This is a genomic window from Rhodococcus sp. ACS1, assembly GCF_002300155.1.
GTDB lineage: Bacteria > Actinomycetota > Actinomycetes > Mycobacteriales > Mycobacteriaceae > Rhodococcus_F > Rhodococcus_F koreensis.
Window position 1 is genome coordinate 70562 of sequence record NZ_NSDZ01000005.1, and the last position, 22610, is coordinate 93171.

The 22610-nt window shown below is 68.3% G+C and carries 23 protein-coding genes; 9 read left to right on the plus strand and 14 right to left on the minus strand.

Features of this window, described 5'->3' with window-relative positions; translation table 11 throughout:
* Positions 1 to 32: 32 nt before the first annotated feature.
* Positions 33 to 800 carry an SDR family NAD(P)-dependent oxidoreductase gene (locus CJ179_RS21075; protein WP_072938731.1) on the minus strand — a complete coding sequence of 256 codons (768 nt, stop codon included), beginning with the start codon at positions 798 to 800 and terminating at the stop codon, positions 33 to 35.
* Positions 801 to 956: 156 nt separating this feature from the next.
* Here CJ179_RS21075 and CJ179_RS21080 point away from each other — a divergent pair, with 156 nt between their 5' ends.
* Positions 957 to 1304 (plus strand): hypothetical protein, encoded by a 348-nt coding sequence (locus tag CJ179_RS21080; RefSeq protein WP_072938728.1) that lies wholly within the window; start codon positions 957 to 959, stop codon positions 1302 to 1304.
* A gap of 27 nt (positions 1305 to 1331) precedes the next feature.
* Here CJ179_RS21080 and CJ179_RS21085 read toward each other — a convergent pair whose 3' ends face one another.
* The 6 genes from CJ179_RS21085 to CJ179_RS21110 form a co-directional block, all read right to left on the minus strand.
* Positions 1332 to 2147: an IS5 family transposase gene (locus CJ179_RS21085; RefSeq protein ID WP_179377652.1), complete on the minus strand. Its 816-nt coding sequence runs from the start codon at positions 2145 to 2147 to the stop codon at positions 1332 to 1334.
* Between the two features lie 163 nt (positions 2148 to 2310).
* Positions 2311 to 2658 carry a UBP-type zinc finger domain-containing protein gene (locus CJ179_RS21090; RefSeq protein WP_072938725.1) on the minus strand — a complete coding sequence of 116 codons (348 nt, stop codon included), beginning with the start codon at positions 2656 to 2658 and terminating at the stop codon, positions 2311 to 2313.
* On the minus strand, positions 2651 to 4099 hold the full coding sequence (locus CJ179_RS21095) for an ATP-binding protein (RefSeq protein WP_072938722.1): 1449 nt from the start codon (positions 4097 to 4099) through the stop codon (positions 2651 to 2653). The genes CJ179_RS21090 and CJ179_RS21095 overlap by 8 nt, the downstream gene beginning before the upstream one ends.
* Positions 4100 to 4112: 13 nt before the next feature.
* Positions 4113 to 5789 (minus strand): FAD-dependent oxidoreductase, encoded by a 1677-nt coding sequence (locus tag CJ179_RS21100; RefSeq protein ID WP_072938720.1) that lies wholly within the window; start codon positions 5787 to 5789, stop codon positions 4113 to 4115.
* Positions 5790 to 5871: 82 nt separating this feature from the next.
* A complete protein-coding gene (locus tag CJ179_RS21105) occupies positions 5872 to 6576 on the minus strand; it encodes a TMEM165/GDT1 family protein (protein WP_095862800.1) in 705 nt (234 codons plus the stop codon).
* A 281-nt stretch (positions 6577 to 6857) separates the two neighbouring features.
* Complete coding sequence (locus CJ179_RS21110; protein WP_072938714.1) at positions 6858 to 7385, minus strand: peptidase; 528 nt, start codon at positions 7383 to 7385, stop codon at positions 6858 to 6860.
* Positions 7386 to 7586: 201 nt separating this feature from the next.
* Here CJ179_RS21110 and CJ179_RS21115 point away from each other — a divergent pair, with 201 nt between their 5' ends.
* Positions 7587 to 8936: a hypothetical protein gene (locus CJ179_RS21115; protein ID WP_095862801.1), complete on the plus strand. Its 1350-nt coding sequence runs from the start codon at positions 7587 to 7589 to the stop codon at positions 8934 to 8936.
* A 3-nt stretch (positions 8937 to 8939) separates the two neighbouring features.
* On the opposite strand, the gene CJ179_RS21120 is transcribed toward CJ179_RS21115, so the two are convergent.
* Together CJ179_RS21120 and CJ179_RS21125 are read right to left on the minus strand one after the other, a co-directional pair.
* Positions 8940 to 10379, minus strand: coding sequence for an amidase (locus tag CJ179_RS21120; RefSeq protein WP_095862802.1), 1440 nt, complete (start codon positions 10377 to 10379; stop codon positions 8940 to 8942).
* 117 nt (positions 10380 to 10496) lie between these two features.
* Positions 10497 to 11120: a superoxide dismutase gene (locus tag CJ179_RS21125; RefSeq protein ID WP_012691075.1), complete on the minus strand. Its 624-nt coding sequence runs from the start codon at positions 11118 to 11120 to the stop codon at positions 10497 to 10499.
* Between the two features lie 258 nt (positions 11121 to 11378).
* Between CJ179_RS21125 and CJ179_RS21135 the strand changes: the two genes are divergently transcribed.
* Positions 11379 to 12572, plus strand: a complete 1194-nt coding sequence (locus tag CJ179_RS21135) for an acyltransferase (RefSeq protein WP_095862803.1) — start codon at positions 11379 to 11381, stop codon at positions 12570 to 12572.
* Positions 12532 to 13242, plus strand: a complete 711-nt coding sequence (gene msrA / locus CJ179_RS21140) for a peptide-methionine (S)-S-oxide reductase MsrA (protein ID WP_095862804.1) — start codon at positions 12532 to 12534, stop codon at positions 13240 to 13242. Before CJ179_RS21135 ends, msrA begins: the two co-directional genes overlap by 41 nt.
* 11 nt (positions 13243 to 13253) lie before the next feature.
* Here msrA and CJ179_RS21145 read toward each other — a convergent pair whose 3' ends face one another.
* On the minus strand, positions 13254 to 13721 hold the full coding sequence (locus CJ179_RS21145) for a DUF1772 domain-containing protein (RefSeq protein WP_095862805.1): 468 nt from the start codon (positions 13719 to 13721) through the stop codon (positions 13254 to 13256).
* A gap of 2 nt (positions 13722 to 13723) precedes the next feature.
* Positions 13724 to 14554, minus strand: a complete 831-nt coding sequence (locus CJ179_RS21150) for a sugar nucleotide-binding protein (protein WP_095863570.1) — start codon at positions 14552 to 14554, stop codon at positions 13724 to 13726.
* A gap of 80 nt (positions 14555 to 14634) precedes the next feature.
* Here CJ179_RS21150 and CJ179_RS21155 point away from each other — a divergent pair, with 80 nt between their 5' ends.
* On the plus strand, positions 14635 to 15576 hold the full coding sequence (locus CJ179_RS21155; protein ID WP_095862806.1) for an AraC family transcriptional regulator: 942 nt from the start codon (positions 14635 to 14637) through the stop codon (positions 15574 to 15576).
* Positions 15577 to 15684: 108 nt separating this feature from the next.
* Positions 15685 to 16278, plus strand: a complete 594-nt coding sequence (locus tag CJ179_RS21160) for a hypothetical protein (RefSeq protein WP_072938689.1) — start codon at positions 15685 to 15687, stop codon at positions 16276 to 16278.
* A gap of 7 nt (positions 16279 to 16285) precedes the next feature.
* Here CJ179_RS21160 and CJ179_RS21165 read toward each other — a convergent pair whose 3' ends face one another.
* Both CJ179_RS21165 and CJ179_RS21170 read right to left on the minus strand, forming a co-directional pair.
* Entirely contained in the window at positions 16286 to 16597 is a 312-nt protein-coding gene (locus tag CJ179_RS21165; RefSeq protein ID WP_072938686.1) for a DUF3303 domain-containing protein, read from the minus strand.
* Positions 16598 to 16750: 153 nt separating this feature from the next.
* Positions 16751 to 17680, minus strand: coding sequence for an LLM class F420-dependent oxidoreductase (locus CJ179_RS21170; protein WP_095862807.1), 930 nt, complete (start codon positions 17678 to 17680; stop codon positions 16751 to 16753).
* A 41-nt stretch (positions 17681 to 17721) separates the two neighbouring features.
* Between CJ179_RS21170 and CJ179_RS21175 the strand changes: the two genes are divergently transcribed.
* Positions 17722 to 18588, plus strand: coding sequence for a S49 family peptidase (locus CJ179_RS21175; protein ID WP_072938680.1), 867 nt, complete (start codon positions 17722 to 17724; stop codon positions 18586 to 18588).
* On the opposite strand, the gene CJ179_RS21180 is transcribed toward CJ179_RS21175, so the two are convergent.
* Positions 18589 to 20370: a hypothetical protein gene (locus tag CJ179_RS21180; RefSeq protein ID WP_095862808.1), complete on the minus strand. Its 1782-nt coding sequence runs from the start codon at positions 20368 to 20370 to the stop codon at positions 18589 to 18591.
* A 456-nt stretch (positions 20371 to 20826) separates the two neighbouring features.
* On the opposite strand from CJ179_RS21180, the gene CJ179_RS21190 reads away from it, so the two are divergent.
* Both CJ179_RS21190 and CJ179_RS21195 read left to right on the plus strand, forming a co-directional pair.
* Positions 20827 to 21822, plus strand: a complete 996-nt coding sequence (locus CJ179_RS21190; protein WP_095862809.1) for a DUF4328 domain-containing protein — start codon at positions 20827 to 20829, stop codon at positions 21820 to 21822.
* Complete coding sequence (locus tag CJ179_RS21195) at positions 21819 to 22583, plus strand: glycerophosphodiester phosphodiesterase (RefSeq protein WP_072938670.1); 765 nt, start codon at positions 21819 to 21821, stop codon at positions 22581 to 22583. The genes CJ179_RS21190 and CJ179_RS21195 overlap by 4 nt, the downstream gene beginning before the upstream one ends.
* The last annotated feature ends 27 nt before the right edge of the window (positions 22584 to 22610 follow it).

A 22610-nucleotide genomic window follows, 5' to 3' on the forward strand; every position in this document is an offset into this window, starting at 1 on the left:
ACTCGTTAACCACGCACGGGCGGCGGAGCCGCCTACCGCGGCGCCATGCGCAGGGCGCCGTCCATACGAATGGTCTCACCGTTGAGGTAGTCGTGTTCGACGATCATCTGGACGAGTTGTGCGTACTCGGCGGGCTGTCCGAGGCGGGACGGGAACGGGACGCCGGCTTCGAGGCCCTTGCGGTATTCGTCGGTGACGCCGGCGAGCATGGGGGTGTCGATGATGCCGGGGGCGATGGTGTTGACGCGGATGCCGAACTGGGCGAGGTCGCGGGCGGCGGGGACGGTCATGCCGTGCACCCCGCCCTTGGATGCGGAGTAGGCGATCTGGCCGATCTGCCCCTCGAATGCGGCGACGGATGCGGTGTTGACGATGACGCCGCGCTGCCCGGACTCGTCGACGGTGTCGGTCTTGGAGATGGCGTCGGCGGCGAGGCGCAGGACGTTGAACGTGCCGAGCAGGTTGACGGTGATGACGGTGCGGAACAGTTCGAGGTCGTGCGGGCCCTTCTTCGACAGGATGCGGCCGGCCCAGCCGACGCCGGCGCAGTTGACGACGATGCGCAGCGGCAGACCCGACTCGACGATCGTGTCGATCGCGGCCTGGACCTCGTCGCCGCTGGTGACGTCGGTGGCGAGGAGGGTGACACCGTCGGGGACGGTGTCGCCGGCGCGTTCGATGGACTGCTGCAGGTCCAGTCCGAACACGGTGGCGCCGGCGTCGGCGAGACGCTTGGCGGTGGCGGCACCGAGGCCCGAGGCTGCTCCGGTGACCAGTGCGGCGGTTCCCTGAATTTCCACAGTTCGCATCCTTCGTTTCCGGCGACCTTCGTTGGCCGACCCTGGTGACCTGCACCATAACGGTCGCTCGGTGTGAAGGCAGCGCTGAGGGAAGCATTGCCGGCGGGGGAGCGGGTAGTTTCTCTCGCGGGTGGAGCGACGACCGTAGGGGGACGGATGACCGAGGATCGGCTCGAAGTGGATCGGGACGCGTTGGTGCGGTGTATCGCCGCGTGCGAGGTGTTGGCGGCGGACATGCGGGACCTGCGGGAGCGGGCGCACCGCGAACTCGCGCCGGAGAACTTCGGCCTCGGCGAAACCCATCTGCGGTCGGCGGCGGAACTGGCCGCGCGGTTCCGGGCGACGGCGATCGGCGGCCCGGGCGTCGCGGAAGAGAATTCGGCGGTCGGGACGTTCGCCGCGCACGAGCGTTACGCCCTGGACCTGAAGGCGAAGTTCGAAGCGGCGCTGGCCCGGTACGACGAGCAGGACGCGGCGACGGCACAGCGTTTCGCGCAACTCTGAGAGAGCGTCTGAGAACTCCCGTTCGTGTCACGCTGTGCGGGCGAGTCGGCGTGACATGGTCGCGATCATGGCGATGTAGACGACGGCTTCGTGGTGGTCGGGTCTGGTCTCGTAGTCGCGGACGCAGCGGCGGTATTTGCAGATCCAGGCGAAGGTCCGCTCGACCACCCACCGCCGGGGCAGAACCTTGAATCCTTTGACATCGTCGGTGCGTTTGACAACCTGAACCGTGAGGGACAGAACATGTTTCGCCCAATCGACTAGCCTGCCCGCATAGCCGCTGTCGGCCCAGACCAAAGAAATCGTCGAGCAGTGGGCGCGCATCGCAGCCAGCAGCCGGACCGCGCCGTCCCGGTCCTGGATCCCGGCCATCGTCACCACGACCGCCAGCAGCAACCCGCTCGAGTCCACAGCGATGTGCCGTTTACGCCCATTCGTCTTCTTCCCCGCGTCGTATCCACGACTCGACCGAGCAACGGTGTCGGCGCCCTGCACCGACTGGGAGTCGATGATCGCCGCCGACGGCAGCGGTTTCCGGCCGCCGTGGACCCGCACCCGATCGCGCAGCGCGTCGTGGATCCGCTGCCAGACCCCCGCCCGGACCCACCGGGCGAAGATCGCGTACACCGTCATCGCCGGCGGGAACTCCGACGGCAACTGCCGCCAGGCGATCCCACCCCGCACGACATAGAAGATCGCATCGAGTACAAGACGGCGGCAATGCTTTTCCGGTCGGCCACCGCTGCCGGTGGTGTTGCCGGGTGGAGGCAGCAGTGGTTCGAGAATCGCCCATTGAGCGTCGGTCACCGAGGATGACGAGTACACCGCGCACCGATGCCGGATCCCAGAATCCGGGGTAGGGCATGACGGACACAGTGCGATGAGCGATGATGGCAAGTGAACTCCTGGTCGGGTCGTGGCGTAAGCACCTACTGACCTACCAGGAGTTCACCCATTCCTCACCAGTCACACGCCGATTACCTCGAGTTTTCAGATGCGCTCTGAGTCAGTGAACGTGCGCCTGCCAGTCCGACGGAACCCGGGGGCCGGGACCGGGGACGGTCTGATCGATCGGATGATGTTGCGGCGGGGCAAGTTCGGGACCTTCGAACGCCGTCTCGGTGGCGTAGTTCCAGAACCAGTCCTCGCCCGGTTCGAAGCTCCGCACGACGGGGTGCCCGGTGTCGGCGGCGTGTTTGGTGGCGTGCTGTTCCGGGGAGGAGTCGCAGCACCCGATGTGACCGCACTGCGCGCAGCGGCGCAGGTGTACCCACCACCCGCCGGCGCTGTCGCATTCGACGCAGCCTTCCCCGCTCGGCGGCACATTCGGGTCGATTCCGTCCAGCTCACCCATCGGTGACTCCTTCTGCTGCTGCGACTTCGGGTTCGATCGGAATGCGGACCTGGAACCGGGTGTCGCCCGGTTCGGATTCCACGCGCAGGTCGCCGCGGTGCTTCTTCACGACGATGCGCCAGGAGATGTCGAGGCCGAGCCCGGTTCCCTCGCCTACGGGTTTCGTGGTGAAGAACGGTTCGAAGATGCGTGACCGGATCTCTTCGGGCACACCCGGTCCGGTGTCGCCGATCTCGATGAGCGCCATGTCGCCGTCGCGCCGGGTGCGGACGGTGAGGGTGCCGTGGCCGTTCATGGCGGCGACCGCGTTGTCGATGAGGTTCGTCCACACCTGATTGAGTTCGGCGGCGTAGGCGGGGATCTGCGGCAGCGTGGGATCGTATTCCTTGACCACCGCGATCGAGTCGCCGATCTTGCGGCCGAGCATCACCAGCGAGCTGTCGAGGAGTTCCCGCAGGTCGATGCGCTGGTAGGGGGCACGGTCCATCTGCGAGTACTGTTTCGCGGCGTTGACGAGCGTGGAGACCCGGGCGGTGGAGTCGGCGATTTCGTTCATCAGCAGTTCGGTCTCGATGGTGTAGTTGAGCCAGCGGATCGCGCTCTCGACCATCGCTGCGTCGTCGACACTGGCGACGATCCGTTCCAGCCACGGCACGTCGAGCCCGGCCTGCACGAACGTGGGCGCCAGGTCCCAGCCGCCGGAGACGCCGTGGTCGTCGAACCAGTCGCCGAGTTCGTCCTCGCGGTCGGACGCCTCGAGGGGAGAGAGCGTCGGCGCCTTCGCCACCAGTTCGGCGGTCTCCTCCTGCAACCGGATCAACGTGGCCAGCGCCTGCCGGTCGTACACCCCCGACGCGATGACACCGAGTTTCTGCCGCATGTGCGACACCCGGTCGCGTAGCGACGCCGTCGCCCGGACCGCGGCGGCCGCCGGGTTGTTCAGCTCGTGCGTGAGCCCCGCCGACAGCGACCCCAGCGCCAGGAGGCGCTCCCGCTGATCGACGACCTGCTTCGCGTTCTGGTTGCCGAAGAACAGTCCCTCCAGCAGGTGCACGGCCATCGGGAACCATTCGCGCATCAGCTGCCCGAACCGGTCGGCGTCGAGGACGAAGAACTTCGACGGCGCGGTGACGCGCATCGACGCGGTGTACGTCTGGGGCGCGCGGTCGCCGAGGTACGACTGCCAGGCCCCGGAGTACACGCCGCGCTGCGACGTCCGGTTGAACTCGATCTCCTCGCCGCCCGACAGCTTGCTCAGCACGAGTTCGCCTTCGATCAGCACGTAGAAGCACGTCGCGATCTCACCCTCCGCGAACACCGGGCCGGGTTCGATCAGCTCGACGTGCCCCTTCTCGCAGAGCTGCTCGAGCTGGTGGTCGGTGAGCTTCTCGAAGAGGAACAGCGTCCTCAGCTCGGGGGGATCGCACGGAAGTCGGCTCATGGTCTGCCCCTGGTCATGGTTGGCCGATGTAGCGGTGGACGAGCATCACGGCCATGGCGCCTTCGCCGACCGCCGACGCCACCCGCTTCGCCGACTCCGAGCGCACGTCCCCGGCGGCGAAGATCCCCGGAACACTGGTCTCGAGGTGGTGCGGGAGACGGTCGAGGGGCCAGCCGCGCGGCGGCTTGCCGTCGACGACGAGGTCGGGGCCCGACACGACGAACCCGTTCTCGTCCCGCGCGACGACGCCGTCGAGCCAGTCGGTTCGCGGGGCGGCGCCGATGAACAGGAACAGGAATCCGGCGTCGACGGTCTGCTCGTCGCCGGTCGCGTTGTTGCGCAGCCGGATCTTCTCGAGGTGCGCGTCGCCCTCGACGCCGATCACCTCGGTGCACGGACGCACGCGGATGCGCGGGTTCCGTTCGATCTGCTGGACGAGGTAGTACGACATCGAATCCTCGAGCGACTGTGCCCGCACGACGATGGTGACCGTCCGGGCGCCCCGTGACAGGTAGACGGCGGCCTGTCCGGCGGAGTTGGCCCCGCCGACGATGTACACGTCCTGGTCGGTGCAGCGGGCCGCCTCGGTGACGGCGGAACCGTAGTAGACGCCGCGGCCGGTGAGGTCGTCGACGCCGGGCGCGGGATGACGCCGGTACGAGACGCCGGTCGCCAGGATGATCGTGTGCGCGTCGACGGTGTCGCCGTCCGCGAACCGGACCGTCCGCGCCGAGCCGTTGACCTCGAGCGCCACGACGTCGCGGGTGGTGATCAGTTCGGCCCCGAACCGGGTGGCCTGCCGGCGGGCCCGTTCGGCGAGTTGCGCGCCGGACACGCCGTCGGGGAACCCGAGGTAGTTCTCGATGCGCGAACTCTGCCCCGCCTGCCCACCGGTGGCCGTCCGCTCGATCAGCGCGGTGCGCAGCCCCTCCGAGGCGCCGTACACGGCGGCGCCGAGACCGGCCGGGCCTCCGCCGACGACGACGAGGTCGTAGAAGTTCTCCGACGGGTCGGTCCGCAGTCCGAGATGCCGGCCCAGTTCGGTGTCCGACGGTTCCACCAGGCATTCGCCGTCGGCGCAGATCACGACCGGCAGGCGACGGCCGTCCTCGCCGGCGGCGCTGAGCAACCGCCCGCCCTCCGGCTCGTCCGACATGTACCAGCGGTACGACAGCTGGTTGCGGGCCAGGAACTCGCGCACCTCCGAAGACCGCGGCGCCCAGCGATGCCCCACGACCTTCGTCTCCTCGGCGGGGTGGTGATCGGACGACGCCCACGCCTCGAGCAGGGCGTCGACCACCGGGTACAGCTTCTCTTCGGGCGGATCCCACGGTTTGAGCAGGTAGTGGTCGAGGTCGATGACGTTGATCGCCTCGATGGCCGCGTCCGTGTCGGCGTACGCGGTGAGCAGCACCCGGCGCGCGACCGGGTACAGGTCCATGGCCTTCTCGAGGAACTCGATCCCGCTCATCGCCGGCATGCGGTAGTCCGCGAGGATGGCCGCGACGGGATCGCCGCGCAGCTTCATCTGCTTCATCGCGTCGAGTGCGGATTCGCCGGATTCGGCGCGGATGATCCGGTATTTCTCACCGTATCGGCGCCGCAGATCGCGGGCGACGGCGCGCGACACCCCGGGGTCGTCGTCCACGGTGAGAATCGCAGGCTTGCCGCTCGCTACGGGATGGTTCACACACGCCCTCTCGTCCGTGAGAACTGCGAGGTACTCCAAGGACTCCGAGTATTGCCCCGGGGCGCGTCTTTGTCGACCGGGTTCAGTCCTGGTGCTGCATCTGTTCGGGCTCTGCCGCGGCAGCGCGGCGGCGCCGCGACCACACGGTGCGTCCGGCGGCACCGGCCAGCGCCAGAACGACGACGGCGGCCCCGGCGATCGGACCGGCGATGTTGCCGGGGAACAGGCCCTCGAGCAGCAGCCAGACGCCGAACGCGAAGAACAGCACGGCCGCGCCGATGCGGATGACGCTCTCGGGCAGATGCTTGCCCAGGACGGCGCCGACGACGATGGCCAGGGCGTCGGCCGCCACCATGCCGACGGTCGAGCCGATCCACACGCCGATCGTGTCGTGGTCGGTGGCGAGGGTGATGGTGGCGAGCATGGTCTTGTCGCCGAGTTCGGCGAGGAAGAATGCGGAGGTGACGGCCAGGAACGCGGAGCGGGTGGCGCGGCCCGCCTTGAGCTGCTCGTCTTCGCTGAGGTTGTCGCCGCGTAGCGTCCACGCGCCGAAGATCAGGAAGGCGATACCGCCGACGATGCTGATCGCCGCGGTCGGCAGCGCGACGCCGAGGTAGTGGCCGACGGCCACAGACACCAGGTGGACCACGGTGGTCGCGACGGTGATGCCGGCGATGACGACCCACCAGCGGTAGCGCAGGGCGAACGTCATCGCCATCAGCTGGGACTTGTCTCCCAGTTCGGCGACGAAGATCACGCCGAAACTCAGCAGCGCGGCGGTCAGCACGGCACATCCTCCTCCAGTAGTGGGTCGGAGGATGAAATGGATTCCTCCGGCCTGACAGACGCGGCGATGCGTCTGTCGGCCGAAGGTCTCGCCCACCGGTGTGGAAACCGGTCCGCCAGGCCGGGCCCGGAATCTCGCAGTGCGAGATTGCCGCGCCAGTATGTCGACACAGGCGATTGGGGGCTACTCCCCTTCGTTGCGACCCACGTTAGCGAGGGTCGAACGAAAAGGCAAAAGCGACAAGAAGTTTGGGGTACCGAGGGCTCAAACTTCGGGTACCCTCACGAGGCCAGCAGCATGGCCAAAACAGCGGTGTCGGGATCGCTGATCGGGTCGATGCCGACCCGGCTGACCATGGACGTCACCGTCCCGTCCGCCTCCGCCTCCACCCACGCCGCGCGGTGTTCGAGCCCGAGGTGGGGGAGACCCGGGAGCAGAACACAGCCCGAGGCCGCGCCCGCGCACTCCGGGAGCGACGGGGTGGTCTCCGACGGCGGGTGCAGCATCATCAGCGCCGGCGGCAGATGATCCGCGAACCGGCCCGGAGCGAGCGCGAACTCCCCGAGGACCGTGCCCTCGGCCACCACGAGACCAACCGTCTCGGGCTCGGGTTCCTCGGGCAGGTCCTCGTGCGCTCCGAAGACCGTGGTGGTGCGGAGCAACCCCGGAACGCACGCCACCCGCACGGCGAGCGCCAGGAGCTGAGCCCACTCCTTGGTGGTGTCGGGCCAGCGCCCGGAAATGACGAATCCCCGCAAGGTACCCGCGGCCTGGAAGGGCGAGATGCCGATGTAGCCGTCCCTGTTCATCTCTGCCTCCTCGGTGTGTGATGACACGCTTCGAACATGATTCGTTCTGCACACCTCGTTGGGTACTTGAAGAATGCGCCCGACAGTGCCTGGCACACAAGAGCATGGGAGTGCTAACTGCCTCAGGTGAACACAGACGTCTCAGAGAATCCTCAGAATCGTCACAATCTGCCGCTACGAAAGCCACCTACCCTCACCGGAATGACCTCTGAGCGCACACGGAATTCCGCGAATCACGCCCGAACCGAGTCGACGCGAAAGGTCCTCACACCGCGGCGGGTCGCCGCGGCCGCCATGGCAGGTCTGGTCCTGGCATCCGCAGGCGGGCTCGGATACGTGTTCCTCGGCGACGGCTCGGCCGACAGCCGGACCGTGGCGATCGTCAACACCGACGCCGGCGCGACCGTGGACGGAAAACCGGTGCGGGCGAGCGACACCCTGATCGAGAAGCTCGAGGCGAACGAGGCGTTCGACTGGCAGGTGGTCGACGCGGGCGCCGCGGCGGGCGGCGACTGGTTCGCCACGGTGACCGTGCCCGAGGACTTCAGCGAGGCCGTCTCCTCGGTGTGGGGTGCGAAGCCGCGGCAGGCGACCCTCGGCCTCGACGTCGCGGGTTCCGACTCCGCGGCGTCCGAGGAACTGTCCGGGGTGGTGTCCTCCCAGATCGGCGCGGACGGCATCACGGATCTGCTGGCGGACATGTCCTCGTCGCGGACGCGGTTCCAGCAGGCGGGAATGACGGCCGGGTTCCTCGCGGCCGGGACCGCCGCGGCGGACGATGCTGCGCAACAGCTCACCGAGGGCGCCGACACCCTGCTCCCGTATCTCGAGACGGCCCGAGCCGGTTCGGTGCAACTTCTGGATGTGGCCGATCAGGTGGCGGGCGTGGTCGGTGAGACGTCGGGAACGGCCAACGGCCTCGCGGACCGGTTGAGCGCGCTGGGGCTGACCCTGGGCCAAGCGAACGCCAGCGCGACCCAGATGCGCACCAGGATCGACGACGCGATCCGCGTCCTCGACGGCACACCCGTTGCATCGGACGTGGTCCCGTCGCTCCGGCAGGTCGGTGCCGACCTCGACCTGCTCTCCGCTCAGCTGGGTTCGGTGCCCGGTCTGCTCGGCGGACAGGTCGGCCCCGACACCGACCTCGGCGAACTCGTGCGGGTGGCGATGGGTCAACTCACCGACGCCAGCGATCAGCTGAGCAGCGGGGCCAGGCAACTGAACGACGGCATCGTCCCGATCGCCGATCAGGCGCCTGCGATGCTCGAAGGCGCCACCTCGCAGATCGTCGACGGGTTCGCGAAGCTGAAGACGCTGTCCGGACAGCTGTCCACCGACCTCAACAACGGGGTCGCGGCGATGCCGGTGCGCACGGCGGCCCAGCAGAATCAGCTGGCGACGGTGCTCGCCGAACCGGTCGCGGTGACACGCACGCTGTCCGCACCGGCGCCGATCCTCACCGCCGAGCACCTCGCCGTCGGCTTCGGGATCACCACCGTGCTGCTCGCCGGCGCCGTCGTGTGGATGGGCCTGCGGCGCAGGGCCTGACCGTCAGCCGGCGTCCTGGATCCGACGCCACGGCGCGGCCTGCTCGAGTTCGAACGCCAACTCGAGCAGGGTCCGCTCGTCGCCGTGGTCGGCCGAGAAGTGCGACGCCAGCGGCAGACCGCGGGACGTCTCGTGCATCGGCAGCGAGATGGCGGGCCCGCCCGACGCGTTGTTCAGCGGCGTGAACGCCGTGTAGGCGATCAGCTTGTCGAACAGTTCCTCGAAACTCTGTGCCGGCGAAAGATATCCGAGCTCCGGAGTGGTGTGGGCCAGGGTCGGGGACAGGATCACGTCGTACTTCTGGAAGATCTGCGCGTACTCGCGGTACGTGCGCCGCAACCGGTACAGCACCCGCGGCGTCTTCGCGATGTTCTTGCGGTACATCGCGGCGAGTCCGCGCGTCAGGTTGTCCGTGGCGTCGCGGTCGAAGTCCGGTCCGAGCATCCGTTTGCCGTTGCTGGAGATGACGAACGACAGGAACCCCCAGTAGATGCAGAAGTCCTCGACGAACGAGGTGCCCACCGGCATCGGGCACTCCTCGACGTGGTGGCCGAGATCCGCGAGCAGATCGGCGGTCGCGTGGACCGATTTGCGGGTCTCGTCGTCCGTGCGGGACGCGGTGACCGAATCGACCACCACCCCGACCTTCAGGCGGGTGCTGCTCGGCCCCTCGACCAACCGGATGGGCGGCAGCGTGGGATTGCGGTAGTAGCGTTCGGCGGCCGCCATCCACCGTGCGGTGTCCCGCACCGAGCGGGTGACGGCGCCCTGCGCGATGATCCGGATCGGCAGCGTCTTGTCCATGGCGTCGGGGACCGTCCGCCCGCGGGACGGTTTCAGGCCGACGAGACCACAGGCGGCGGCGGGGATGCGGATGGATCCGCCGCCGTCGTTGGCGTGCGCGATGGGCACCACACCCGAGGCGACGAGCGCCGCCGAACCACCCGACGACGCACCCGGCGAAAACGCGGGATTCCACGGATTGTGCACGGCCTCGGCGTCCATGAACTCGGTGGACGCGCTGAACCCGAACTCCGGCAGCCTGCTCTTGCCCAGCGAGAGCACACCCGTGGACAGGTACTGCGTGACGAAGTCGCTGTCCACCCGGGCGGGTTTCGCGGCGAACGCGACGCTGCCGTGCTGGGTGGGCACTCCGGCGACGTCCACGTTGTCCTTGACGACGGTCGGCACTCCCGCGAACACGCCCTCGTGCGGGCGGTCCGCCTCCGCCAGCGCTCGATCGAAGTCGGCGAACGCCAGGGCGTTCAGCGCCGGCCCGACCGACTCGGCGCGCGCGATCGCCGCCTCCGTCACCTCGCGGACCGACACCTCCCCGGCGGCGATCCAGGCCGCGAGGCCGGTGGCGTCGAGGTCGCCGAGCGCGTCGTCGCGGAAGGCGTGGACGACGGTGTCGTCCCTGGCGGGGATGCTGGACTCGGTCACTCGAGAAGCCTATTGGACGCTCGGCCTGCTCGGACGGGATTTCGCACCCGAAACGGCCACGGGCGCCCGGAACACCGAGACGGTGTTCCGGGCGCCCGTGGCCGCGAAAAGCGAGAACTAGACGATCAGGCCCGCGGTCTGGGTGCGTGCCTTCTCGAAGCGAGCGGCGACGTCGGCCCAGTTCACGATGTTCCAGAATGCCTTGACGTAGTCGCCCTTGACGTTCTGGTAGTCGAGGTAGAAGGCGTGCTCCCACATGTCGAGGAGCAGCAGCGGCGTGAGGCCGATCGGGATGTTGCCCTGCTGGTCGTACAGCTGCACGATGAGCAGGCGCTGGCCGATGGAATCCCAGGCCAGGATGGACCAGCCGGAGCCCTGAATGGCGTTGGCGTTGGCCGAGAAGTGGTTGCGGAAAGCGTCGAAGCCGCCGAACTGGTCGTCGATCGCGGCCGCGAGCTCACCGGTCGGCTTGTCGCCGCCGTCCGGGGAGAGGTTGTTCCAGAAGACGGTGTGGTTCGTGTGGCCGCCCAGGTGGAAGGCGAGGTTCTTCTCGTGCAGGTTGACCACGGCGGGCAGGGTGTCCGACTCGCGGAGCTCGGCCAGCTTGTCGAGCGCCGTGTTGGCACCGGTCACGTACGCGGCGTGATGCTTGTCGTGGTGCAGTTCCATGATCTTGCCGGAGATGTGCGGCTCGAGAGCTGCATAGTCGTACGGGAGTTCCGGCAGCGTGTAAACAGACACGAGGGTCCCTTCATCAACGGGCTGTGAGCCCTGGTGTGTTCCGGGTGTCGACGGCACGTGGGCACGCGCCTGACACCCGCCTTTGGCGAATCGTTCTCGGGTATATACCCAATCTCATTGGTACACCCTGCGCAACAGTTGGGGTCACGGAGCGATTCCCGGAACGGAAAGTTCGGGCACCCGAAGAAAGGCTGGCACGGCGACACTGAATGTCGTGAGAATTCGTCCGAGCGGTGAACGGAACCTTAAGCTGACGCGATGCCTTCGCTGACACCTGTTGCAGATTCGCATGCGGCCGCGCCGCGTGTGGAGCTCACGGGCGCGAATCTGCTCCGCTTTTTCGCTGTTCTGGCCGTGATCTACTCACACATCTCGTTCTATCTGATCGACGACCTCGGAACCGGATGGTGGTTCATCGACGTCGTCTATCAGATCTTCATCGAGCGGGGCGGACTCAACCAGCATCTGTCGTTTCTCGGGGTCGCCATCTTCATGATGCTGACCGGTTTGTTGATCACCCGTTCGGCCATTCGCCATGAACCCGGGCAGTTCCTGTTCAATCGGCTCGGCCGCATCCTGCCCGCATTCTGGGTGGCCGTCCTCGCCGCGATCGTGCTGGTCCGCCTCGGCATCAACGGCATGTTCAGCGGCCAGGACGGGGTGTCGAACGTCGACGCCGCGCTGAGTTTCGTGCTCGGCGGTTTCTTCCTCAAACCGGAGGTCGCGGTGCTGGGGGTCACGTGGACCCTCGCCGTGCAGATCGTGTTCTACTTCGCCTGCGTCGCCGCGCGTCCCGTGCTGCGGACCCTGCCCATCGCGATGCCGATGGCCGGCGCCTCGATCTGCGCCCTGATCCTGCTCTACAACCTGTACGTGCCGCAGCCGTACACGGTCCCGATGCTGTCGAAGATCGCCGCGACGCTGCCCGCCGTGTTCCTCGGGCAGATCATCTACCTCGGCTGGGCGCGGCTCGCGGACTGCCGGTGGATCGTCGTCGCCGGGCTGGCGCAGGTCGAGGTGATCCGCCTCGCCACCGACTTCCGCGTGTACTGGGCGGGCGATCACTACCTCTGGACGTTCGCCGTCGTCACCGCGTGCGTCGTGCTGGTGGGCCGGTACGACGGACCCGCGGCGCACTGGGCCGTGGTGCGGTGGACCGCGACCCGCAGTTACGCGATCTACCTCGTCCACACCCTGATCCTCTATCGGGTGTACGAGCACACGGTCGGCTCGTTCGGCGAGACCGGGGCCGTCATCGCGTTTCTGGTGGTGACGGCGCTGGTGTCGGAGGCGCTCTACCGGTGGGTGGAGGTGCCCGCGACGGGCTGGGTCACCGCCCGCGCCGAACGGATGCGCATGCAGTCGGCGCTCGCCCGGGAGACCACTCCGGCACCGCGCGTAGCATCGAACCATGTCTTGGTACGACGAGCTTCTGGGTCGAGCAGCCGCTAAGTCCGTGATGGTCACCGCCGAGGACGCCCTCCCCGGACGTACTCAGCCGATCCCGGTTCCGGCGACGCACTTCGTCAACGGTCACCCCCTGAAACCCCCGTTCCCCGAGGGCATGCAGACCGCGGTGCTGGGCATGGGATGTTTCTGGGGCGCCGAGAAGGAGTTCTGGCAACTCGACGGCGTCTACACCACCGCGGTGGGGTACGCAGGCGGTTACACGCCGAACCCCACCTACGAGGAGACCTGCTCGGGACGCACCGGGCACACCGAGGCGGTGCTCGTGGTCTTCGATCCGAAGGTGATCTCCTACGCCGAGATCCTCAAGGAGTTCTGGGAGAACCACGATCCCACGCAGGGTATGCGGCAGGGCAACGATCAGGGAACGCAGTACCGTTCGGCCATCTACACCATCGACGAACAGCAGGTGGAGATTGCCGAGGCCACCGGTGAGGCCTTCGAGAAGCGGCTCGCCGAAGCCGGGTACGGCGCGATCACCACAGAGATCGCCCCGCTCACGCAGTTCTACTACGCCGAGGACTACCACCAGCAGTACCTCGCGAAGAACCCCGGCGGATACTGCCCCGTGCACGCCACCGGCGTCAGCTGCCCCGTCGGCCTGTTGAAGCAGGACGAGGTCCCGGCGCAGACCGACATCCTGCCGCCCTCGTAGGTCCCGGACTCTCAACCACGGGTCGCGGACCACGTGAGCACTGCGGACGCCGCGATGGCGCTGACGGTGCGCACGTGGTTCCACCCGGTCCAGCCCGACACGTAGTCGCGCCAGAAGTCCGCCGAGCCCGTCGCGTAGGGATCGATCGCGTCCAGCGCGTTGTTGTGCGGCACGTGGTAGACGATGGTCAGGACGATCCCCACGAGATACAGCGCGCACGCGATCACCGCGTAGACGGCCGAACCCTCGTGCCGCACCACACTGACGATCGCAAGCGCGATCGACGTCAGCGCGGTGCCGAACAGCGCCGTCATGAACCAGAAGTTCGGCGCCTCGCGGTTGATCGCCTGCATCGCCGAGATGCCCTGGGCCGGATCCAGGCGACCGAGCCCGGTCATGATGAACGTGGAGAACGCGAACATCACGCCGCCCACCACGCCGGCGCCGACCGCCGTGACGATCGTCAGATAGCGCTCCATGATCAAACCCTCCAGACCCCGGCCGCTGCTGCGGCGCGGACGTAGTCGGTGAAGTCGCGGGGCGCGCGCCCCAGTGCGCGTTCCACCCCGTCGGTGAGTGAGGCGTTGCGTCCGTCCAGCACCTCGTCGAACAGGTAGGTGAGCAGGCCGATCGTGTCGGACGGTACCCCCTGGCCTGCCAGCGCCGTCGAGTACTCCTCCGAAGTAACTGGCGTGAACCGGATTTCGCGGCCGGTTGCCTCCGCGATCTCGGCGACGGCGTCGCCGAACGACAGCAATCGGGGCCCGGTCAGTTCGTAGAGTTCGCCGGCGTGACCGTCCTCGGTCAATGCGGCGACGGCGATCTCGGCGAGATCGTCCGCGTCGACGAACGGTTCGAGCACGTGCCCGTCGACGGGCAGCGCGAGGTCGCCGGTGAGCAGCGAGTCGAGCATGAACCTTTCGCCGAAATTCTGTCCGAACCAACTCGAGCGCAGGATCGTCCACTCGGCGCCCGCTTTGCGGATCGCGAGTTCGCCACGCTCCGCCTCGGTTTCACCGCGACCGGACAGCAGGACGAGGCGACGCGCCCCGTTCGCGACGGCCAGACCCGCGAACTCCTCGACGGCCTCAGCGGCACCCGGCACCGCGAGATCCGGGTAGTACGCGATGTACACCGAGGTGATGCCGTCGAGCGCCGGAAGCCAGGTGTCCCGGTTCTCCCAGTCGAACGGGGGAGTGCCGGCCCTGGAGGCGCCGCGGGCGGGCACGCCTGCGGCGGTGAGCCGGGCGAGGACGCGGCTGCCGACCTTGCCGGTGGCGGTGAGGACGAGGGTGTGCGGAGTTGTTGTCATGTCTTCAGTCAAGACGGCGGCGTTGAGACTTTCCATGGTTGAAAAGCGCTATTCCATACGCGAGCGTCTACGCTGAACGTGTGGATCCCCTCGCCGGTCTCATCAGTGGTCCCCGCGCGGACGGAGCGTTCGTGCTCCGATCGATCATGGAACCGCCGTGGTCGCTGCAGATCGACGACCACGCGCCGCTCAGCCTCGTCGCGATGGGCCGCGGCGAAGCCTGGATTCTCCCGCACACCGGCGAACCGGTGCAGCTCACCGAAGGCGACGTCGCGATCATCCGCGGCCCCGAGCGGTACGTCGTCGCCGACCACCCGGACACCCCGCCGCACGTGATCATCAACCCCGACCAGAGTTGCACGACGCTCCGCGGCGAACCGCTCGCCGAGGCGATGGACCTCGGCGTGCGCACCTGGGGCAACAGCGCGAACGGCCGCACGGTCATGCTGACCGGCACGTATCAAACCCCCGGCGAGATCAGCCGGCGACTGCTGTCCGCGCTCCCCGAACTCGTCGTGCAGCGCCGCGCCGACTGGGACTCCCGGCTCGTCACGCTCATGCACGACGAAGTGGTGCGCGACGAGCCCGGGCAGGAAGCGGTCCTCGACCGCCTCCTCGACCTGCTGCTGATCGCCGTGCTGCGCGCCTGGTTCGCGAGGCCGGCGGCCGAAGCGCCGTCCTGGGTGCGGGCGCAGGGCGACCCGGTGGTCGGCAAGGCGATGCGCATCCTGCAGAACAACCCCTCACACCAGTGGACGGTGGAGTCGCTCGCCGCGGAAACCGGACTGTCGCGGGCGGCCCTCGCCCGCCGGTTCACGGAACTCGTCGGCGAACCGCCTATGACCTTCCTCGCAGGCTGGCGGCTGTCCCTGGCCGCGGATCTGCTTCGCGAACCCGACGCCACGGTCGCGTCGGTGGCGCAACGGGTGGGATACGGGAGTGCATTCGCGTTGAGTGCGGCGTTCAAACGCGTGCGCGGAGTGAGCCCCAAGGAGCATCGTGAGATGGCGGAGAGCAGATGAGTGTATTACGGCACAGTGCCCAATAACACACCGGATCGACTTGATCTTGTTTGCCTTGCGTACGACCCTGGATGGTAGGGAATTGTCGGCGAGAGGACCGGATCCGGAATGTGGAACAACTCTCAACCACGAGGGCTGCGCAAGCGGTCGGCTCGTCAGCGGCACAACCCGCTTCTCCGGCGCTCGGACCGGATCGAGAACATGCTCACCCTCGCGGTCGTGGTGCTCGCCTTCGCGATGCTGCCCCTCGCCATCCTCGTGGGCGCCCGGACCATCGACAGTCAGCTGACGCTGGCGGAGAAGCAGGTCGCGGACTACCGCACCGTCACCGCCACCACGCTCGCCGACTCCACCGGTGTGTCCGTCACCTCCGACGTCGCACCGTCGGGCGTCGACACCGCCCCCGCCAAGTGGGCCTGGGGTGACGAAACCCGGCACGCCGACATCACGGTCGACCCCGCAACTCCTTCGGGAACGAAGCAGGACATCTGGGTCAACGCCGACGGCAACCTCACCACCGAACCGATGTCGTCGTCCGCCGCCCGCGTGGCCGGCGTGATCGCCGGACTGTTCACCTGGTTCGCGGTGATGATGATCGCGCTGTCCGGCTTCCTCATCTGCCGCGCCTCCCTGAACCGCTCCCGCGACGCGCAGTGGGACCGCGACCTCCGCCAGTTCCTGGATTCGACCACCCGGCACTGAGCCGGGATCAGCTGATCGCACCCCGGAATTCGACCGCGTGCTGCGCGGCCTGCGTGGTGACGGCGATGTCGGCAACCGGGTAGACGTGGAACTCGAAGAAGGGCCCGAACTTCGTCGGACCGTCCAGGATGTCGTTCGGATCGTCCGCCTCGACGAACGCGAATCCGCCGGTGCCGTCCAGGCGGCCGAGGAACTGATGGAAGTTCGCCCCTTCGGCCGGCGTCCATCTTGCGAACACTTCGAGGCTCCGCCGTGCGGCCTCCTCGTTCTCGGCGGCGGAACCGCCCTCACGCACCGTCCACGTAATCACGTACTTCATCGCACCTGTTCATCTCCTCGTGGAGTCGACGCACGGCCGTTCCGGACGTACCTCGAGCATTCCACCGCCGGAGAGGGAACGGAACGTTGCTGAGCCCGCCGAACGAACCTGCCGGTCTCGAACGGACGGTGTGACGGGCGGTTCCGCCTCCGCCTAGCTCAGCTGCGGGACGACCTCGCCGGCGACCAGTTCCAGGTGGTCGAGGTCGCCGAGGTCGAGGGTCTGCAGGTAGATCCGTTGCGACCCGGCCTCCGCGTAACGGCCGATCTTGTCGACGAGTTCGGCAGGCGACCCGGCGAGGCCGTTCTCCCGCAGTTCGCTCACCTCACGTCCGATGTTGAGGGCGCGCTTCGCGATCTCCTCCTCCGTCCGCCCGCAGCACAGGACGAGCGCGTTGGAGTACACCAACTCCTCGGGGTCCCGGTCGATCGTCTTGCACGCGAGCCGGACCCGTTCGAACACCTCCCGCGTCTCGTCGATCGACTGGAACGGGACGTTGAACTCGCTCGCGTACTTCGCGGCCAGCGCGGGGGTCTTCTTCTTACCGGTGCCGCCGATCAGGACGGGCGGACCCTGCGGCTGCCGCGGCTTCGGGAGTGCCGGCGAATTCTTGACCGCCAGATGCGTCCCGTCGTAGGAGAACGTCTCCCCGAGCGGAGTGCGCCACAGTCCGGTGATCACGGCGAGGGACTCCTCGAGCCGCTCGAACCGCTCCTTCAGCAGCGGGAACGGGATGCCGTACGCCTGGTGCTCCTCCTCGTACCAGCCGGCGCCGATGCCGAGGTCGACGCGACCGCCGCTCATCTGATCCACCTGCGCCACCGAGATCGCCAGCGGCCCCGGGTACCGGAACGTCGCGGACGTGACGAGGGTGCCGAGGCGGATCGTGGACGTCTCCCGGGCGATGCCCGCCAACGTGATCCACGCATCCGTCGGCCCGGGCAGGCCCTCGGTGTTCATCGCGAGGTAGTGATCCGAGCGGAAGAACGCGCCGTACCCGAAACGTTCGGCGGCCTGCGCCACCGCCAGAAGATCGTCGTAGGTGGCACCCTGCTGGGGTTCGGTAAAGATTCGCAACTCCATGCGAACCACTCTGCCCGATCCGTGATCGGTACGCTGATTTCATGGCGAAGATCCCACTGAACCTGCCGAAACCGCTGGCCGACAAGCTGCCCGACGCGTTCGGGGGCTCCGCCGCCGGGGTGGTCCCTGTGGTGCGGCTGCAGGGGATGATCGCGTCCGGCGGAGCGGGTTTCGGGCGCGTGCTGAGCGCCGAGTCCGTCGAGGAACCGTTGCGGCGAGCGTTCACCACGCACGGTGCGAAGGCGGTGGCGCTGCTGATCAACAGTCCCGGCGGATCTCCGACGCAGAGCGAATACATCGCCGCCCGCATCCGCCAGCTCGCCACCGAACACGAACTGCCCGTGCTCGCGTTCTGCGAGGACGTCGTCGCGTCCGGCGGCTACTGGCTGGCCTGCGCGGCCGACGAGATCTACGCGACCGCCACCTCGGTGGTCGGCTCCGTCGGCGTCATCTCCGCGGGCTTCGGGTTCTCCGAACTGATCGACCGCCTGGGCATCGAACGACGGCTGCATTCGGCAGGCGAGGCGAAAGCCCGCCTCGACCCGTTCTTCGCGGAGAAGTCCGAGGACGTGCAGTGGCTCGAACAGATCCAGGAAGGCATCCACGACGAGTTCCGCGACTGGGTGGTCGGTCGCCGCGGGGACAAGCTGAAGGCGGCCGAGGCGGAACTCTTCGACGGCGACGTCTGGCTGGGGCGCCGAGCCGTCGAACTCGGCATCGTCGACGGGATCGGCACACTGCGCGAGGTGGTGGAGAAGCGGTTCCCCGACGCCACTATCGAGATGACCGGGCCGCGCCGCTCCCTCTTCGCGAAACTCGGGCTGCCCGCCGCGAGCTGGGACGACGTGGCCGCCGCGATCGTCGGTGCGGCGAACACCCGCGTCGCCTGGTCGCGGTACGGGCGGTAGCTACTTCGGCACGACCACCCCGACCGGGCCCACCCCGATGCACACGGACAGGTCCGGGGTCAGGGTGCTCACGCGCAGGCTCTGACCGCCGCCGGTGAGCCGCACGAACACCGAGTTCGGGCCGCGGTGCACCGGCACCCGCACCGGGCTGCCGTCTTCCATCGCGACGGCGATCTCACCGTCTGCCGTGGCCAGGTAGTTGAGCTGCGCTGTCCACTCCCAGCCGGTCAGCGGCCCGTCGAGGGGAATCGGCTCGAAACTGCGCCGGTCCACCAGGTGCCCGCAGTCCGGGACGGGTCCGGGCTCGATCGCGCGTACCCACGTCACCTGGGCGTCGACCACCGAACCGGCGTCGTCGATCATCCGGAGGTCCGGGGTGCTGTCGGAGAACGCGGGGCGGTCGCGGAGCGGGGCGAAGACACGGCTCACCAGGTTGTTCGGGTACGCCACCGGCAACAGCACCCAGATGGACGTGGGCTGCTGGAGGATCGGCGCGTCGTCCCGGTCGGCGAGCGACGCCCGCGCGGTCGCGAGGTAGTCGGTGGTCGGGTTCTCCTCCCAGCTGCGGGTGAACGTGTACGTCGACCACAGGCTGCTCGCGACGAACGCGACCACGGCACCGGCCGCCACCAGCGGCCGCAACCGGACCGGCTCGGCTCGGCGACGGGGTGCACGGGCGATCACGGCGACGGCGATCGCGAGGATCACCGCGGTGTCGGTGAAGTAGCGCAGGGTCTGCGCGAGTTCGTACGTGGTGTCCGCGCCCCACCGCGTGACGACCATCGCCGTCACCGACAGCAGGAAGTACGCGGCCGTGAGGACCCACACCCAGCCGATCCGGCGCTTCAGCCGGACCGTCGCGACGACCGCCGCGACGAGAACGACCCAGCCGATCACCTCCAGCGACGTCGACGGGGACGCCCACGGGGGACTCGGAATCCACCGCTCCCACGTCCACGGCCCACCCACGAACGTGGGCAGCAGGCCGAGCGACGTGCCGTGGTGGAGCAACTCCAACGCGCGCGACGCCCCCGCCCACTCCCACTGCGACGCGACGGTGGAGAAGTAGAAGCCGGCCCACACCGCGAGCACCGCCGCCGACGGGATCCACAGGGCCGCGCCCCGCCGCAGCGTCGACCGCACCGGCCGCTCCCGCTCGCCGACGTGCGCGAGCAGCGCGACGGTCGCGAACGCGGCGAACGGGACGACCACGGACTTCTCGAAGAACAGCAGCGACGCGATCAGCACGAGCGTGCCCGATACGGCGTACCGCCGCCGTCCGGTGCGGCACAGGTCGAGGGCGTCGCCTGCCACCCACGCCAGCGCGATCTGCAGAGGCAGCGCGTTGAGCGCCGCCGCCCACCACGCGAACGCCGGCACGGTCAGCGGAGAGAACAGATACAGCGCCAGCGGAACCAGCAGCACGGGCCGCGGGCCGAGGACCTTGCGAAGCAACCGGAACACCGCGTACGACGCCACCGCCTGCAGCACGACCATCGTCAGCATCGGCAGGATCCACTGATACGGCGCGATCCGCGTCGCGATACCCGCCACCACGAAGGCCCCCGGCATGAGGTGACCGTCGTGGTCGTAGAGCAGGAGGTCGCCCGAGAGCAGGGGGAGGCTGCCGCCGCGTCCGGCGAGGATCAGGTCGTCCCAGTAGAAGTCGCTGTTCGCGGCAACCCACGTCCGCACGAGAAGTTGCACCGCGATCAGGGCGGCGGCCACCCGGAGGACACGGGCGGGCCCGAGGTCCCACCGCGATCCGGCGTCTTCCGTCATCGGTTTCCGAGATTACAGATTGGGTGGAACCAAACCGCGCCGGGCTGCGTCAGATCAAGTGTCGGGACATTTTCGCCCGGCACAGGTGGGGGAGACGACGGCCGGTCCGGAGTTCTCGGGTCGCTTCGCGGGCGATCCGAACTGGAGGGGTAATTCCGGGCCGAGCCGTCGGTCACCGAGTCCGAATGTTCACCGAGCTGCGATGTCAAATTCATCCACCGCTGTGGACCGTTCACCCGAAGCTGTCAACAATCCCGGATTCACATGCGCTCTGACCTGTGTATAAGCACCACTCACACTGTCCATAACTGTGTATGAACCTGTGGAAACTGTGGATAACTCGGCATTTCCGGTGGTGCAGCTCACACATTCTCCCCAAAAAGGACGATTCGGTCGTGGGCTGCCCGTATTCGCGGGCCGTGACAGAATCGGCAATGTGAAGTGGGTGCGGAGGGCATGAGCGTCGTCGTTCAGGTGTGCGCGCGATGCGCGGCCCGGTGGCCGGTCCTCGGCGCCCCGGCGCAGTGGTGCCCGCGCTGCCACGGTGTGCTGCTCGCGCCCGTCCGGACCGATCACAACCAGCCGCCCGCGAGCCGGGGATTCCGCTGGATCGCGCGGTCCCCACTGCAGCGCAGCGGTCTCGCGGCCGCGCCGCCGACGCCGAGCCCCACCCCGCACTACACCGAGATCCCCCGCTGGGGACTCCACGATCACGTCGAAGCCCCCTCCACCCGCCGGGACTGGCCGGAACTGCTCGCAAACAAGGCCGCGCGCTTCCTCACCGTCACCATCGGCCTGTACGCATTCGGAGTGCTCGCCGAACTGGGCCGGTACGCCGTCCTCCTCCGCAACCGGACCCGGCTGATCGACCCCACCGTGCTCGCCGTGTCCGACATCGCCGTGTTCCTCGGCCAGGCCGGCGGGATGCTCTTCGCGCTGCTGTCGGGAATCGCCGGAGTGTGCTGGCTGCTGCGCATGCGTCGCCGCACGTTCGCCCGGGCGAAGAAGTCCGACCCCCGCACGCCGACCGACGTCGTCGTCGGGTGCGCGGTGCCGGGGTTGAACCTGGTGATGCCGGGAGTCTTCCTGCTCGAGGTGATCCGCCGCGACCCCCGCGCCGTCCTGCTGGTCCGTGCCTGGTGGAGTCTGTGGGTGTTCGGTGCCGTGCTCGTTCTCTTCAACTGGTTCTGGCGGTCCAGGCCGGGCCTGCAGGCCATGGCGGACGGCGTTCTGCTGGCCGCATTCACGGCGCTGGTCGCCTCGGCGACCGCGCTCCTCGCGCTGATGGTGCTCCGGCGGCTCGAGGGCCGGACGCTGAAGGGCACGAAGGAACCCGTCACCCGCTGGGTGATCGCCACCGATCCGCTGCCGCGGAACGATGCGGACAAGCCCGCCGCGAAGTCGGCCGAGAAGACGTCCGGGGACGCCGACCGGGAAGCCGTCGCATCGTGAGCCCCGACCGGCGCGGGCCCCTCGTGGTGGCCCACCGAGGCGCATCCGCCGCCATGCCGGAACACACGCTCGCCGCCTACGAACTGGCCCTGGAAGAAGGCGCGGACGGACTCGAATGCGACGTGCGGCTCACCCGGGACGGCCACCTCGTCTGCGTCCACGACCGCACCGTCGACCGGACGTCCACCGGCACCGGCGTCGTCAGCGAGATGACGCTCGAGGAACTGGCGGAGTTCAACTACGGGACCGAGGAGGAGCCCGCCGAACTTCTCGAGCTGAGCGCGCTGATCGCGCTCACCCTGGACTGGACGGCGCGCCCGGTGAAACTCTTCATCGAAACCAAGCACCCCGTGCGCTTCGGCGGCCTGGTCGAGAGCAAGGTCCTCGCCGAACTGCAACGTTTCGGCATCGCCGCACCCCCGTCCGCCGACCACTCCCGCGCCGTCGTGATGTCGTTCTCCGCCGGAGCGGTGTGGCGGATCCGCCGGTCGGCGCCGATGCTCCCGACCGTGCTGCTCGGCGAATCCGCCCGGTACCTCGGCGGGGGAGCCGCGACCACCGTCGGCGCCACCGCGGTCGGTCCGTCGGTGAAAACGCTGCACGAACACCCGGACATCGTCGACAAGGCCGCCGCCGCGGGACGGGCCACGTACTGCTGGACCGTCGACAACCGCAGCGACGTCGAACTGTGCCGCGAACTCGGGGTCAGCTGGGTGGCCACCAACCACCCCGGGCGCACCAAGAAATGGCTGGCCTCCTGACCGGACCGGCGTCGGCGTGTAGGTTTT

Excerpts from the sequence above, each read along its gene's own strand:
- CJ179_RS21080 (WP_072938728.1), top strand. The coding sequence starts at position 957 with ATGACCGAGGATCGGCTCGAAGTGGATCGGGACGCGTTGGTGCGGTGT.
- CJ179_RS21090 (WP_072938725.1), bottom strand. The coding sequence starts at position 2,658 with ATGGGTGAGCTGGACGGAATCGACCCGAATGTGCCGCCGAGCGGGGAA.
- CJ179_RS21145 (WP_095862805.1), bottom strand. The coding sequence starts at position 13,721 with ATGGAGCGCTATCTGACGATCGTCACGGCGGTCGGCGCCGGCGTGGTG.
- CJ179_RS21160 (WP_072938689.1), top strand. The coding sequence starts at position 15,685 with ATGTGGAACAACTCTCAACCACGAGGGCTGCGCAAGCGGTCGGCTCGT.
- CJ179_RS21115 (WP_095862801.1), top strand. The coding sequence starts at position 7,587 with ATGACCTCTGAGCGCACACGGAATTCCGCGAATCACGCCCGAACCGAG.
- CJ179_RS21095 (WP_072938722.1), bottom strand. The coding sequence starts at position 4,099 with ATGAGCCGACTTCCGTGCGATCCCCCCGAGCTGAGGACGCTGTTCCTC.
- CJ179_RS21180 (WP_095862808.1), bottom strand. The coding sequence starts at position 20,370 with ATGACGGAAGACGCCGGATCGCGGTGGGACCTCGGGCCCGCCCGTGTC.
- CJ179_RS21165 (WP_072938686.1), bottom strand. The coding sequence starts at position 16,597 with ATGAAGTACGTGATTACGTGGACGGTGCGTGAGGGCGGTTCCGCCGCC.
- CJ179_RS21150 (WP_095863570.1), bottom strand. The coding sequence starts at position 14,554 with ATGACAACAACTCCGCACACCCTCGTCCTCACCGCCACCGGCAAGGTC.
- CJ179_RS21190 (WP_095862809.1), top strand. The coding sequence starts at position 20,827 with ATGAGCGTCGTCGTTCAGGTGTGCGCGCGATGCGCGGCCCGGTGGCCG.
- msrA (WP_095862804.1), top strand. The coding sequence starts at position 12,532 with ATGTCTTGGTACGACGAGCTTCTGGGTCGAGCAGCCGCTAAGTCCGTG.
- CJ179_RS21175 (WP_072938680.1), top strand. The coding sequence starts at position 17,722 with ATGGCGAAGATCCCACTGAACCTGCCGAAACCGCTGGCCGACAAGCTG.
- CJ179_RS21110 (WP_072938714.1), bottom strand. The coding sequence starts at position 7,385 with ATGAACAGGGACGGCTACATCGGCATCTCGCCCTTCCAGGCCGCGGGT.
- CJ179_RS21170 (WP_095862807.1), bottom strand. The coding sequence starts at position 17,680 with ATGGAGTTGCGAATCTTTACCGAACCCCAGCAGGGTGCCACCTACGAC.
- CJ179_RS21135 (WP_095862803.1), top strand. The coding sequence starts at position 11,379 with ATGCCTTCGCTGACACCTGTTGCAGATTCGCATGCGGCCGCGCCGCGT.